This is a genomic window from Streptomyces sp. NBC_01481, from assembly GCF_026339995.1.
Taxonomy (GTDB): Bacteria; Actinomycetota; Actinomycetes; order Streptomycetales; family Streptomycetaceae; genus Streptomyces.
Genome location: NZ_JAPEPT010000005.1, coordinates 564,042 through 576,920 on the forward strand (window position 1 = coordinate 564,042; position 12,879 = coordinate 576,920).

At 70.7% G+C, this 12,879-nt stretch carries 10 protein-coding genes and 1 pseudogene; 7 read left to right on the top strand and 4 right to left on the bottom strand.

Annotation, left to right across the window (positions count from 1 at the left end; genetic code table 11):
* Positions 1-387 precede the first annotated feature (387 nt).
* From OOK40_RS28680 to OOK40_RS28690, 3 genes are all read left to right on the top strand, one after another.
* A complete protein-coding gene (locus OOK40_RS28680; RefSeq protein WP_266487285.1) occupies positions 388-1,605 on the top strand; it encodes an NADP-dependent malic enzyme in 1,218 nt (405 codons plus the stop codon).
* A 225-nt stretch (positions 1,606-1,830) separates the two neighbouring features.
* Positions 1,831-2,796 (top strand): zinc-binding dehydrogenase, encoded by a 966-nt coding sequence (locus OOK40_RS28685; protein ID WP_266487286.1) that lies wholly within the window; start codon positions 1,831-1,833, stop codon positions 2,794-2,796.
* Positions 2,797-2,829: 33 nt separating this feature from the next.
* Entirely contained in the window at positions 2,830-4,242 is a 1,413-nt protein-coding gene (locus tag OOK40_RS28690) for a glycoside hydrolase family 5 protein (RefSeq protein WP_266487287.1), read from the top strand.
* On the opposite strand, the gene OOK40_RS28695 is transcribed toward OOK40_RS28690, so the two are convergent.
* A complete protein-coding gene (locus OOK40_RS28695) occupies positions 4,220-5,065 on the bottom strand; it encodes an MBL fold metallo-hydrolase (protein WP_266487289.1) in 846 nt (281 codons plus the stop codon). The two genes, OOK40_RS28690 and OOK40_RS28695, sit on opposite strands and share 23 nt — an antisense overlap.
* Before the next feature lie 295 nt (positions 5,066-5,360).
* On the opposite strand from OOK40_RS28695, the gene OOK40_RS28700 reads away from it, so the two are divergent.
* Positions 5,361-6,854 carry a transposase gene (locus OOK40_RS28700; protein ID WP_266484976.1) on the top strand — a complete coding sequence of 498 codons (1,494 nt, stop codon included), beginning with the start codon at positions 5,361-5,363 and terminating at the stop codon, positions 6,852-6,854.
* 358 nt (positions 6,855-7,212) lie between these two features.
* Here the strand turns inward: OOK40_RS28700 and OOK40_RS28705 are convergent, their stop codons facing one another.
* Positions 7,213-8,163 carry a PadR family transcriptional regulator gene (locus OOK40_RS28705; RefSeq protein WP_266487291.1) on the bottom strand — a complete coding sequence of 317 codons (951 nt, stop codon included), beginning with the start codon at positions 8,161-8,163 and terminating at the stop codon, positions 7,213-7,215.
* Between the two features lies 1 nt (position 8,164).
* Positions 8,165-9,022, bottom strand: coding sequence for a DUF4097 family beta strand repeat-containing protein (locus OOK40_RS28710; RefSeq protein ID WP_266487293.1), 858 nt, complete (start codon positions 9,020-9,022; stop codon positions 8,165-8,167).
* A gap of 152 nt (positions 9,023-9,174) precedes the next feature.
* Here OOK40_RS28710 and OOK40_RS28715 point away from each other — a divergent pair.
* A pseudogene (locus OOK40_RS28715) lies at positions 9,175-9,982 on the top strand (hypothetical protein).
* An 83-nt stretch (positions 9,983-10,065) separates the two neighbouring features.
* On the opposite strand, the gene OOK40_RS28720 reads toward OOK40_RS28715, so the two are convergent.
* A complete protein-coding gene (locus OOK40_RS28720; RefSeq protein ID WP_266487295.1) occupies positions 10,066-10,254 on the bottom strand; it encodes a DUF6104 family protein in 189 nt (62 codons plus the stop codon).
* A gap of 157 nt (positions 10,255-10,411) precedes the next feature.
* Here OOK40_RS28720 and OOK40_RS28725 point away from each other — a divergent pair, with 157 nt between their 5' ends.
* Positions 10,412-10,795 (top strand): CU044_2847 family protein, encoded by a 384-nt coding sequence (locus OOK40_RS28725; protein ID WP_266487297.1) that lies wholly within the window; start codon positions 10,412-10,414, stop codon positions 10,793-10,795.
* Positions 10,792-12,792 carry a trypsin-like peptidase domain-containing protein gene (locus OOK40_RS28730; RefSeq protein WP_266487298.1) on the top strand — a complete coding sequence of 667 codons (2,001 nt, stop codon included), beginning with the start codon at positions 10,792-10,794 and terminating at the stop codon, positions 12,790-12,792. The genes OOK40_RS28725 and OOK40_RS28730 overlap by 4 nt, the downstream gene beginning before the upstream one ends.
* The last annotated feature ends 87 nt before the right edge of the window (positions 12,793-12,879 follow it).

A 12,879-nucleotide genomic window follows, 5' to 3' on the forward strand; every position in this document is an offset into this window, starting at 1 on the left:
CGGGTAACGGGACACCCCCGAAGCTCACGAGGCCGGTACATCAAGGCCGGACCTTTCACTGAGATACCTTCTTCCGGCCGGAAAATCTGCGGCCCGACCGGTGCTTCGCACCGGTCTCCGGGTGCGTAGCTGACGTGTCCTGACATGCGGCAATGAGTCCTGTCAGCAAGCTGATATCGACTCGTCGCCGGGGCCGTCGGTCGGGTAAGAAGGACGCTTACACCCCTCATCCGGGGCTCAGGGCGCGTGTGCGGCGCGCCCGCGCGTACGTACCTCCCCCGCCGGGCGGGCCAACCGCCGAGGCGGGGCACTTACGCGGTGCCCGCCCACCCCTCCTCAACCAGGAGTGGCCACCCTCAACTGATGAAGACTTAAGGGGTCAACAAAATGGCAGCGGAGATCGTCAATCCTCGCAGCGACAGCGAAGACGGTGCGGAGGGTGCTCCCGAGGAGCCCTTCGATCCGGCCTTCGCGCTGCACCGCGGCGGCAAGATGGCCATCCAGGCCACGGTGCCGGTGCGAGACAAGGACGACCTGTCCCTCGCGTACACACCCGGGGTCGCCAAGGTGTGCAGCGCGATTGCCGAGCATCCGGAGCTCGTCCACGACTACACCTGGAAGTCGCAGGTCGTCGCAGTTGTGACGGACGGCACAGCGGTGCTCGGTCTCGGCGACATCGGGCCGGAGGCGTCGCTTCCGGTGATGGAGGGGAAAGCCATCCTCTTCAAGCAGTTCGGCGGGGTCGACGCGGTTCCGATCGCGCTCGCCACGACCGACACGGACGAGATCATCGAGACCGTGGTCCGGCTCGCGCCCTCGTTCGGCGGAGTGAACCTCGAGGACATCTCGGCGCCGCGCTGCTTCGAGATCGAGCGCAGGCTGCAGGAGCGGGTCGACATCCCGGTCTTCCACGACGACCAGCACGGCACGGCCGTGGTGACCCTCGCCGCGCTGCGCAACGCCGCGAAACTGACCGGACGCGGTCTGGGTGACCTGCGCGCGGTCATCTCCGGCGCAGGCGCCGCGGGTGTGGCCATCGCGAAGTTCCTGCTGGAGGCGGGCATCGGCGACGTGGCCGTGGCCGACCGCAAGGGCATCGTGAGCCAGGACCGCGACGACCTGACGTCCGTGAAGCGCGAGCTCGCGGAGATCACGAACAAGGCCGGTCTCTCGGGCTCCCTGGAGACAGCGCTGGCCGGGGCGGACGTCTTCATCGGCGTCTCCGGCGGTACGGTCCCGGAGGAGGCGGTCGCGTCGATGGCGCCGGGTGCCTTCGTCTTCGCGATGGCCAACCCGAACCCCGAGGTCCACCCCGACGTCGCGCACAAGTACGCGGCCGTCGTGGCGACGGGCCGCAGCGACTACCCGAACCAGATCAACAACGTCCTGGCCTTCCCCGGGATCTTCGCGGGCGCGCTCCAGGTCCGGGCCTCCCGGATCACCGAGGGCATGAAGATCGCCGCGGCGAACGCGCTGGCGGACGTGGTGGGCGACGCACTGGCGGCCGACTATGTGATCCCGTCCCCCTTCGACGAGCGGGTGGCCCCGGCGGTCACCGCGGCGGTGGCGGCGGCTGCGCGCGCGGAGGGCGTCGCGAGGCGCTGACCCGGGCACTGTTGCGGGGCGCGACAGCGCGCCGCCGATGCATCCGTACGGGCCGTGCGGCACTCCTGAGGGGGTGCGGCACGGCCCGTACGGCCGTGTAGCGGAAAAATCTGTGCGAGTTTGCGCCGAACAGGTGGATCGCCCGCCGTCGGCGCGCGGGACGCGGCGCGTGTCACACCTCTGCGTGGTTCCGTCGCGTCCGGCCGCCGTCCTATCGTCATGGTCATGTTCGCCGCCTACGCAGCCCGCATCGACCGTGACGCCCCGCTCAACGGCCTGGAGCTGGGTGAACGCCCGGCCCCCGAGATCCGGCCGGGCTGGAGCACCGTCACCGTCAAGGCCGCCTCGCTCAACCACCACGACCTCTGGTCGCTGCGGGGAGTGGGCCTCGCCGAGGACAAGCTCCCGATGATCCTCGGCTGCGACGCCGCGGGCATCGACGAGAACGGCAACGAGGTGGTCCTCCACTCCGTCATCGGCCAGAGCGGCCACGGCGTCGGGCCCGACGAGCCGCGCTCCATCCTCACCGAGCGTTACCAGGGCACCTTCGCGGAACAGGTCTCCGTCCCCACCTGGAACCTGCTGCCCAAGCCCAAGGAGCTCAGTTTCGAACAGGCCGCCTGTCTGCCGACCGCCTGGCTCACCGCGTACCGCATGCTCTTCACCAACGCCGGGGTGCGCCCCGGTGACTCGGTCCTCGTCCAGGGCGCGGGCGGTGGCGTCGCCACCGCCGCGATCGTCCTCGGCAAGGCCGCCGGACTGCGGGTGTACGCGACCAGCCGCGACGAGGCCAAGCGCAAGCGGGCCGTCGAGCTCGGCGCGGAGGAGGCCTATGAGCCCGGCGCACGGCTGCCGCGGCGCGTGGACGCCGTCATCGAGACCGTCGGCGCCGCCACCTGGTCGCACTCGGTCAAGTCGCTGCGGCCCGGCGGCACGCTGGTGATCTCCGGCGCGACCAGCGGCGACCGCCCCTCGCACGCCGAACTGACCCGGATCTTCTTCCTGGAGCTCAAGGTCGTCGGCTCGACGATGGGAACCAAGGACGAGCTGGAGGATCTCCTCTCCTTCTGCGGGGCAACGGGCGTACGTCCCGTGATCGACGAGGTCCTGCCGCTGGACCGGGCCCGGGAGGGCTTCGAGAAGATGGCCGCGGGCGACCTCTTCGGAAAGATCGTGCTGAGGCCCTCTTGATGGACCGTCAGGTGCGCTGATGGGATCCGTCCCATGCCTACGCGCCGAACGATCCCGGTACTGATCGGCTGCTGTCTCCTTCTGGTTCTGGCGGCGGTGGCTCCGGCCTCCGCCGCCACCCCCTCTGACCCGGCCGGCATCCCCCGTCTGACCGACGACCGCGGCCGGACCCTCACCCTGCGCGGCTGGAACGTCGAGGACAAGACGAACCGCGGCGACCGGGCGCTGTCCGCCATCACCGAGAAGCACTTCCGCGACATGCGCGCCCAGGGCTTCAACTTCGCCCGTCTGCTGGTCTTCTGGGACGACCTGGAGCCCCGGCGCGGCCAGTACAGCGCCGCGTATCTCCGCAAGATCGAGCGGATTCTGGACTGGGCCGAGACATACGACATCCAAGTGCTGATCGATTCCCACCAGGACGTGTTCGGCCCGGCCTTCGGGCATCGCGGAATCCCGGAATGGGCCACCCGGACCGACGGTCTGCCCTTCACCCCGCATCCGGACGACTGGTTCTCCGAGTACTTCGAACCGGCCGTGCAGCGCGCCTTCACCCACCTTTACGAGGACGAGGACCTGCGCCGTGCCCAGGCACGGATGTGGCGGGTCATCGCCGACCGCTTCGAGCACCACCCGGCCGTTCTCGGCTACGACCTGATCAACGAGCCGATGGGTGAGCTGCGCGCGGGCGAGGACCTCCCCGCCGCGGCCCGCCGCATCGAGCGCGATCAGCTCACGCCGATGTACAACCGCCTTGCCGACGCCGTCCGTTCGGCCGACGACGGCAACTGGGTCTTCGTCGAACCGACCCCGATCGTGGGCGAGGGCCTCCCGACCGGCCTCGGCAGGATCAAGGACCCCAAGGTCGTCTACGCACCGCACTTCTACAACACCGCGATGGAGGCGGGCGCGGACTATGACCCCTCGGCAGGCTGGATCGAGTCGTACGAGGCGGCCGTGACCGCCTACCCGAAGGAGCAGCGGATCCCGGTCGTGGTGGGAGAGTGGGGTCCCCTCAACAACTCCCTTCCGAACATGGGCCGTTTCTACCGTGAGGCGCTGGCATCCCTGAGCCGCTACAGCTCAGGCTGGGCGGGCTATGTCTGGTGCTACGGCGGCGGCTACTGCGCCGTCGACGAGCGCGGTCTCTTCCGCACGAACAAGGAGCAGACCGCGGCGCCCTACGCGGCGGCCGTCGCGGGGCGGGTCGCGGCCGATACGTACGACCAGGGGTCCGGGACGTACCGCCTGGAGTACCGGGCGCACTGGCGGCGGGGCGCGACGGAGATCTCGCTGCCGCCGAGCGCGTCGGGCTGGCGTATCGCCCTGGACGGCCCGGCCTGGACGGACGACCCGACGGTGCCGGCGGGCAGGGCGTGCACGGTGCGGGTGCGGGCGCTGCCCGGCGCGCGGATCACGGTCACCGTCAGTCCCGGTACACCACGATGAAGTCCCCGCTGTGGGTCCTGCGTTCGGCGAGGGCGTCGCGCAGCCGTCGCAGATGCGCGGTCGTCAGCTGGAGCGGAGGCTCGTCCGGCTGGTGCGTGGTGCCGCGGGGGTAGTCCTTGTCCGGGGTTGTCGTCATCTCTATGTGGCAGCCCAGGACATGGGTGACCGGGGTGGTCTCGCAGAAGGCGAGCAGCCGGTCGACGGTGGCGGCGAACACCTCCGTGTCCTGGACATACAGTCGGCCGGGGTAGAGCGAGTCGCCGGTGAGCAGCAGCCCGGTGTGCCGGTCGTGGAAGACGACGGCGGCCTCCTGGTGCCCGGGCCCGGGCACCAGATCGAGCACCCGCCCGCCGAGGTCCAGCTCGGCACGGCCGTCCGGCCAGTCCGTCAGCCCGAAGAACTCCCGTACCTCGCCGAGCGACGGCCCGACGACTTCGGTGTGCGGCCGGTCCGCGAACTGGGGGTCGCCCGCGATGTGGTCGCTGTGGCCGTGTGTGTGGGCGACCACCAGTCCGTACCGCGCGCGGGGATGGCGGGTCAGCCACTGCTCGATCAGCGCGTCGACAGTGGCGCGCAGGGGGAAGTAGACGGGGTCCGGGGTCGCGCCGGTGTCCAGCAGCAGCGCCCGTTCGTTCCCGAACAGCAGGAAGAGGAACGGGGCTTCGAAGTGCACGGACTTGTTCTGCCGAAGGATCACGGTGTGTTCGGAGTAGGCATGCACCTGTATCTCGGAAGCCGGGTCGTGCTTCGGAGAGGGCCAGCCGGCGTGCCACTGGACATCGAGGCTGCCGGTCACGGGTGCGGACGTACGGAAATCGATCACGGGACCACGGTACGGCGGGAGGTTGTCAACGGGGGGTTTGTCCCCCACTCCGCCCTTTCCCGAACTGGGGGGACACCCCCCCAGGCCCCCTGGGCAGGTACATGTGGGGCTGGCGCCCCACACCTGGAGCGGCAGTTTCGCGCCGCGGGCGGGGTTGTCTCGAGGCTGTCGCACGGCTCCGGCCCGGTGAAGGTCAAGAGCGATTCGTTGTTCGGTTCCGAGGATTAGGGAAGCGTCGGAATCTTGGCTGGTGGGGCGGAACTTCTTGTCGTGCGACCGTGAATGTGATCTTGAGATGCCGCGGGATGTCCGGGAGTGGCTGCCGCCCGAGCACCTGTGCTGGAAGGTTCTCGACGTCGTCGAGCTACTTGACCTATCGGCGTTCGAGAACAGCTACCGTGACGACGGGCGGGGCGGGGTGGCCTACCCTCCCGCGAGCCTGATTGCGTTGCTCCTGTACTGCTACAGCAAGGGAGTGCGTTCCTCCCGTCGCATCGAGCAGGCTTGCTGGGACGACGTGGGCTGCCGAATCATCACCGCGAACCGCCGAGTGGACCACTCCACCGTCGCGCGGTTCGTACGACGCCACCGTGCCGCCTTGAACTCGCTGTTCGTGCAGGTGTTGTCGCTGTGCGGCCGACGTGGCCTGGTCGATCTTTCGGCAGTGGCCGTGGACGGCTCACCGATGGAGGCGAACGCCTCACGCGACGCCAACCAGCGGCTCCAGCGCCTGGAGGAGACCATCTCCCAGTGCGAGAAAGAGATCCACGCGCTGATGGAGGATGTAGTCGACCACGCGCTGAGCGTCGAGGCCGATGGCTCGGCAGCACAGGGCGATGGCGAGGACGCGTGCGACAACTGGCCTCGCCTGTCCCGGCTGTGCGACCGGCTCACCCGGGCCCACTTGGCCAGGGACAGACTGCATGAACGGGCTATGCCTTCACCCACCGAGATCCGGATCAAGGTCGAAGCCGCCGAGCGGATGGTGGCCCGCGCGGAGAAGCGCCTGGCTGCCGAAACCGAGGCTCACCAGGAGAAGCTGAAGAAGTACGAGCTCCGCGTCCGAGAGGACCGGGCGGCAGGACGTCGTGGAGCGAACGGACGGCCGCCGGTCCCGATGGAGCAAAAGACCGTCCTCGTTCGCCAGCGAACGCGACTGGTGAAGATGCGGGCCTGGCTGGAGCGGGCCCGCACACCCCGACCGGCCCCCTCCCCGGAGTCCCGTGCCTGCCTGAGCGATCCCGACTCCCGGCTGATTCCCGGCAAACGCGGCGGCTACCTACAGGGATACAACATCCAGATCGTGTGCGCCCGCCGTCAATTCTTGCTGGCTATCGAAGCGCACGACAATCCCTCGGACAGGACGGCCCTCGTTTTGATGGTGAAGAAGACCCAGCACAATCACCAGGCCGCACGGCTCCCCGGCGACATCCAACTCTGGCTCGCCGACAGTGGGTACGCTTCCGCCGCGTCCTTCGAGGCCCTCGCCGACCTCCCGCTACTGGTCTCGGTCACCAGCGATGCCGACCAGGCAGGCTTTCCCGCGAAACGTCAGCAGGCCCCTGCCGGCCAGCAGGACATGGCGGCCCGCCTCGCCACCCCAACAGGACGGGCCCAGTACCGTCAACGCAGTGCCCTGGTCGAGCCGGGATTCGCCCAGATCTTCCAACGCTTCGGACGACACCTCAACTACCGCGGCCGCCAGGCGGTGGACGCCGAGATCAAGCTCCTCGGCACGGTACACAACCTCAACAAGCTCATCAATCACACGCCCAAGAAGCACTCTTGACCTTCACCGGGCCGGAGCCGTGCGACAGCCTCTCTCCCCCACCCCGCCCCTTCCCGAAACCCTGACGGGAACGGTGGGGGGCTTCGCCCGCCAGCCCCCGGGCGGCAGCTTCGCGGCGCAGCCTGCAGGTGCGGGCGTTCGCGGTGCGGGTCGGGATGTTTCCCCCACCCCGCCCCTTCCCGAAACCGGGGGCTTCGCCCCCAGGCCCCCGGGGGGTGTTGACGTGGGGGCTGACGCCCCCACACCCCCGGCGGCAGCTTCGCGCCGTGGCGGAACCGCGTTCGTGGCCCCCGGGCCCGGCCGCACGCCGGACCCCGCGGCCCGGCGAGGACCCGCGCCCCGGACCCCCGCGCCGCGGCTACGCCTCCGGGTTCCGCAGCAGTGCGCCGATGTGGGACGCCGCCGTGGACAAGTGGCGGCGGGCCTCCGCCAGTTGGGTGGGTGTGACTCCCTGGTCCCTCGCCGCGTCGCGGATGTCGTCGCGGAAGCGGTCCAGAAGGCGGTCAAGGTCCCGGGCCGGGTTGTCCGAGTCGGCCGGGTCCTTCGCCCATTCCGGGGGCTCTTCCGCCGGGTCCGGCTTGACGTAGGGGGGCCACGCCGTGCCCCGCGCCAGGCCGCCCAGCTGCGTGCTCAGCTCCGAAAGGCCCTCCCGTACACCCGTCGGCCAGTCGCCCCGGGCGAAGTGGTCCTGCACCTGGTCCTGGACCTGCTTGGCGATGCGCTGCATCTCCCGGCGGGCCGTTTCCTGCGCCTCCTTCGCCTGGCGGCGTGCCTGCTGGGCGTCCTCGCGCGCCCGGCGCGACTCGTCCTTCGCCCGCCGCGCCTGCTCCTTCCACTCCTGCTTCGCCTTGCGCAGCTCTTCCTTCGCCGCGCGCCACGACTCCTTGTCGCCCCAGTCCGTCTCCGCCCCGCCGGACGTCGTCCGTGTCTCGGACGCCGCCGCGCGCATCTCGCTGCGCAGCTTGCCCGCCGCGCCGCGCACGTCGTCGCGGATCTCCGCTGCCAGCTCGGAGACCGACTCGCGGATCTCCAGTTCGAGGTCGGCCAACTCGCCGCTGCGTCCGGCCAGTTCCTCCCGGCCCGCCTCGGTGATCGAGTAGACCTTGCGTCCGCCCTCGGTGGCATGGGTGACCAGGCCCTCGGCCTCCAGCTTGGCCAGGCGCGGGTACACCGTTCCCGCCGAAGGCGCGTACAGGCCCTGGAAGCGCTCCTCCAGCAGCCGGATCACCTCGTAGCCGTGGCGGGGGGCCTCGTCCAGGAGCTTCAGCAGATACAGGCGCAGACGGCCATGAGCGAAGACGGGCGCCATGTCAGAGCACCTTTCCGGTGGGGGCTGCGTCGTGCGGTTCGTCCTCCGCGGACGGCCGGCGCAGCAGGGCGATCGAGCCGGACACGGTCGTCGCCTTGAGCGTCCCCGTGCCCGCGCCCAGTCTCCCGGTGATCTTCTTCGCGCCCCACTGGCCGCTGACCCGCAGATCGTCGAAGGCGTTGGAGACCGCTCCGCTCGCGGTGTTCGCCTCGACGCGCGCGTCCGCGGGGTGCGGGAGCCGGATCGCGACCTCGCCGGAGACGGTGGTCAGCCGGATGTCGGTGGGCCTGCCCACGGGGTCGAGGTCGATGACCATGTCGCCGCTGACCGATTCGGCCCGTACGGAGGTTCCGGCGCCCTCGATCACGGTCAGATCGCCGGACACGGAGTTGTAGCGCAGATCGCCGGTGACGGACTGGGCCTCCAGATTCCCGGAGACGGTGTCGGCGCGGACCGCGCCGGAGAGGCCGACGAGTGTGGTGTCGCCGCTGACGCCGCGTACTGCCGTCGTGCCCTGGATGCCGGATACGAAGGCCGCCGCGCCGACCACGCCGACCTCGACCGCCGAACCGGTCGGCACGGCGAGGGAGACGACCGCGCTGCGGTGCCAGCCCTTGCGGTCGAGCCACTTGAGGAAGCCCTTCCAGGGCAGGTCCTCGTACGCCACGGTCAGCGTGGAGCCCTGTTGGGTCACGATCAGCGGGGGGCCCTCGATCTCGGAGACCTCGAGGCGGGCGGAACCTTCGTCCGCGCCCACGACGTTGACCGTTCCGTTGACTATGCGCACGTTGAGTGCCGTCACGGGGTCGTCGAAGGTGAGCTTCTTCGGCTCAGCGACTTCCCACGTCGACTCTGCCATGGTGCTGACCTCCCTGGGGCGGGCTTGACGCAACATATCGCGTCTCTTGGTAGATACGATATATCGCGAATGGGGGATGTCAAGCGTGGTGGCGGGCACGTGGGGGAGCGCATAACGGTTGTACGGGGGCAAATTGGCCTAGCGTATGAGCCATGAACGCGACATCCGTGGGCGCGCTGCTCCTCTGCCGGGCCGAGCCGGCTGCCGTACGGCACCCCGCCCATCTGCTGCGCGAACAGCAACTGCTCGCACCGGCCGGTGAGAAGTGGAGCGTGCTCGTCCCCGAGGGAAAGCCCTGGCTGGACGGCGGCGAACCGGTCGACCGGGTGCTCGGCGCCCTGGGCCTCGGCCGTCGCCGTCGGCACGAACTGGCCGGTGCTCGCACTGTGGTGGGACGGCGACCGGAGCGGATTCACCCTCGCGTCCGGTTTCCGCAGGCCCGTCGGATACGTCTGGCTCGCGGACGGTACGCCGGTCGGCGAGGACGAGGCGATGCGGACCTTCGCGGCTCGCCTCGGGCTCGATCCCGTACTGGATCTGCAGGCGATGGAACCGCTCACGCTGCCCGACCCGGAGTCGGACGGGCCAGCCAGGCTGCTCGGCCTGATCGCGGTCCTGGCGCGGTCCGGACTGGCCCTGCCCGCGGGCCTGGCCCCCGGGGAACCGGCCGACCGGCTGCGGTCGGCCGCCCGCGCGCTGGGCGCGGAGCCGGTGGAGTGGTCGGGCTGGCGCGATGCGGTACGGGCGGAGCTCGACGCGGTCGAGGAGGGTCCGCTCGGACCGTGGCTGCGCGGCCCGGCGGCCCGGCTGCTGAGCGCGGCGCAGCTGGCGGCGGGAGTGCCGATGGTGGCGCGGGGGGTACGGCGGCGGAGCGGAGGCTGGGCGGTGGCGGGGGCGGTGCTGATCGTGCACGGGGCGCTGGGGCTGGTGTACGACCGGGTGCGGGGGCGTCGGGGATAGGGGCCCAGTCCCGTCCTCCCCCCACGGCCTGGCGGCCGTGGGAGGTACCCCCATCCCGAAACCGCGGCCCGCGCCGCAGCCCCTTACTCGTCCTCGTCCTCGTCCTCGTCGTCCAGCCGCGCCAGCCACGTGGCCAGCCGTTCCACCGGGACCTCGAAGTCCGGGTTGAGGTCGACGAACGTGCGCAGCTGCTCGGCGAGCCACTCGAAAGTGATCTCCTCCTCGCCGCGCCGCTTCTCCAGCTCCTCGATGCCGCGATCGGTGAAGTACAAGACATGCTCCTGGTACGGACGGGGTCTACCTCCTCAGATTACGGCGACTTCCGTCTCTCCCCTGCAACCGCCCGGGCCAGTAACGTCGTCGCCATTCGCACAGCACCCAAGTGCGGTGACACTGGGATGAGTTGGCCGTGCAACGACGGGGGGAACCGTGACCGGACGCGTCCAGCAGATCGAACTTCCCGGGGGAGCCGTCGTGCTCGCCCGGCTGTCCACTCCCGGCGGCGGATACGGCGAGGACGACGAGGACGTCGGCTTCGTCGAGAACGCCACCGCCAAGGTCCAGCAGCTCCAGCAGCTGATCACCCAGGTCGGCGCCTCCGTCCTCGATGCGGCGGCCGCCGCCCAGCCGGACGAGGCGAGCGTCACCTTCGGCGTCGAGCTCACCGCCAAGTCCGGCGTCGCCCTCGCCGTACTGGCGGCGGGGGAGGCCAAGGCGTCTGTCCAGGTCACCCTCACCTGGCAGCTCAAGGACCAGCCGACCGACCAGGAGACCGACCGGCCCTCGGCTCAGGCCCCCGCAGACCCGGCATGAGCGATCCCGACTCCGACTCCGTCATAGACGCTCTGACCCGCGCGGCCACCGTCCACTTCTCGCACCGTCAGGACGACTCCCCCATGTGGGGCAGCGGCTTCTTCGTCGCTCCCGGCTGGGTCCTGACCTGCGCCCACGTACTCGCGCCCCACCTCAAGGGCGACCCGGCCATGACCTTCCGCCTCTGCGGCAGCGAGGTGAACGACGGCGAGCCGCTGGATGCCCGGCTCGCCTCGTGGCTGCTCGACGGTGAACCGCGCGCAGAGCAGCGCGTGCCCGTGGAGCAGGACCTCGCCCTCGTACGCCTCGTCGACGAGTGCGTCGAGCACGAGTGCGTCTGGCTCACCGACCGCACCGACTACCCGGGCGGCCGCGGGATCGTGCAGGGCTACCGGCCCGAGGACGACCCCGTGCGCCAGGTCCGGCGGGCCGTGCGCTGGAAGGCCGGTGCCAGGATCAACGGTTTCGACGACGACTACGGGATGCGCTTCCGGCCGGAGGCCGAGTTCCCCAAGGGCGGTTCCGGATCACCGGTGCTCGACGCCCACACCGGCGCCGTCGTCGGCATCCTCAAGTCCCGGCGCAGTGGCCGGGACGGCGGCATGGCCATCGCCGCCACCGCACTGCGCCGCTTCGGCCCCGCGTACCAGACCCTCATGGCTGCCCACGACCGCTGGCACGGCCAGTCCCCGAAGGTCACCGGCCACAATTGGATCGAGCGCCAGCACCAGCTCCCGGGCGCCGGTGTGCACACCAGCGGCGACCAGTGGAGCCCCCGCGACCGGCGCGAGGCGCTGGCTCTGCTCTCGGGCGTGCACCCGCCGGCCGCCATCCGTCCCGTCGTCGAGCTCGCCAAGAAGGCCCGCGGCGGCGTCGCCGCGCCGCCCGGCCAGCTGCTGCCGCGCATCTGGCGCGACGGACACGGCCTGCTGTACGAGGCGGGGCAGCCCGTCGCCGCCATCGCCGCGCTCCACTACCTCCAGCTGGTCGTCGAGTACGAGCGCAGCCGCGGCGGTGATCCCGTCGCGCTCGCCGACTGGGTGGCCCGGCGGCTGCAGGACGTGCCCCGCATCGTGCACACCGTGGTCACCCAGGCGACGCTGCCGCCCGGACTCGTCCATCAGCGCACGGCCGACGGGCAGGACCGGATCGTCGTCCGCTATCCGCGGCCCGGCGACGGGGCCGCCGTCGTCATCGTCGAGCTGGAACCGGTCTGCGACGCCCGCCCCGCGCGCTTCTACTGGCGGATCCGTGTCGACGACGGCCAGGACGTGAACGAGCCGCTGCACGAGGAGCAGACCGGCGACGGCGTCCCGCCCGAGCAGATCGTGCAGCGGCTGCGCGGTCCGCTGGAGGAGGTCTTCGCCTCCGTGGACTCGCCCGGTGCCCCGGCTCCCCTCGAAGTCGCCCTGCCCGTCGATCATTTCGACACCGCCGTGCACCGCTGGCAGCTCACCGAGATGGCCCGGCTGCACCATCCGGCGTATGTGGGAGTACGGCGGATGGTGGTGCTGCGCGATCTCACGAGACGAGGGAAACCGGACGCCGTCTGGCAGCGCCGCTGGGAGGGGACGCTGACGGCCGAAGTGCTCACGGCAGCCCGTACGCCGCCGCAGCGGCAGGTCCCGCGCCCGCGGCACTTCGAGGAGATGCCGGCGTCCACGGTGCCCGTCCTGTGCCGACCCGCAGGCAGCGGCGTCGGACGGCGGGCCATCGGGATGGCGCTGCAGGCCGGGCACGGCATCGCGCTGTGGCACACGGACGGCCATCCCGACCTCAGTTGTACGGAGTTCTGCGAGGAGATGCAGCAGGGTGCGGCCCAGCTGCTCGCCCAGAGCGCGGGGGCGATTGAGCTTCCCGACCGGCTTCGCCGTATCAGGGACGACATCAGCGGATCGAGGAACAGCAGGCACTGGGCGGAAGGCGTGGCCATGCTCTACGACGACCCGAGCCGCCCTCTGCCCGCCGACGACTCCGGACCGGTGGACTCGCCATGAGGAGCCGCGTCGGGGCGCCACGGGTTCGCCGCGCAGTGTCCTCGCCGGGCGGCGTGGCTGACCTGCATTTCCTGCCGGGGGTCCGGG

What these genes read in the sequence shown, in the direction of transcription:
- OOK40_RS28680 (WP_266487285.1), top strand. Translation starts at nt 388, where the DNA reads ATGGCAGCGGAGATCGTCAATCCTCGCAGCGACAGCGAAGACGGTGCG.
- OOK40_RS28685 (WP_266487286.1), top strand. Translation starts at nt 1,831, where the DNA reads ATGTTCGCCGCCTACGCAGCCCGCATCGACCGTGACGCCCCGCTCAAC.
- OOK40_RS28690 (WP_266487287.1), top strand. Translation starts at nt 2,830, where the DNA reads ATGCCTACGCGCCGAACGATCCCGGTACTGATCGGCTGCTGTCTCCTT.
- OOK40_RS28700 (WP_266484976.1), top strand. Translation starts at nt 5,361, where the DNA reads ATGCCGCGGGATGTCCGGGAGTGGCTGCCGCCCGAGCACCTGTGCTGG.
- OOK40_RS28705 (WP_266487291.1), bottom strand. Translation starts at nt 8,163, where the DNA reads ATGGCGCCCGTCTTCGCTCATGGCCGTCTGCGCCTGTATCTGCTGAAG.
- OOK40_RS28710 (WP_266487293.1), bottom strand. Translation starts at nt 9,022, where the DNA reads ATGGCAGAGTCGACGTGGGAAGTCGCTGAGCCGAAGAAGCTCACCTTC.
- OOK40_RS28730 (WP_266487298.1), top strand. Translation starts at nt 10,792, where the DNA reads ATGAGCGATCCCGACTCCGACTCCGTCATAGACGCTCTGACCCGCGCG.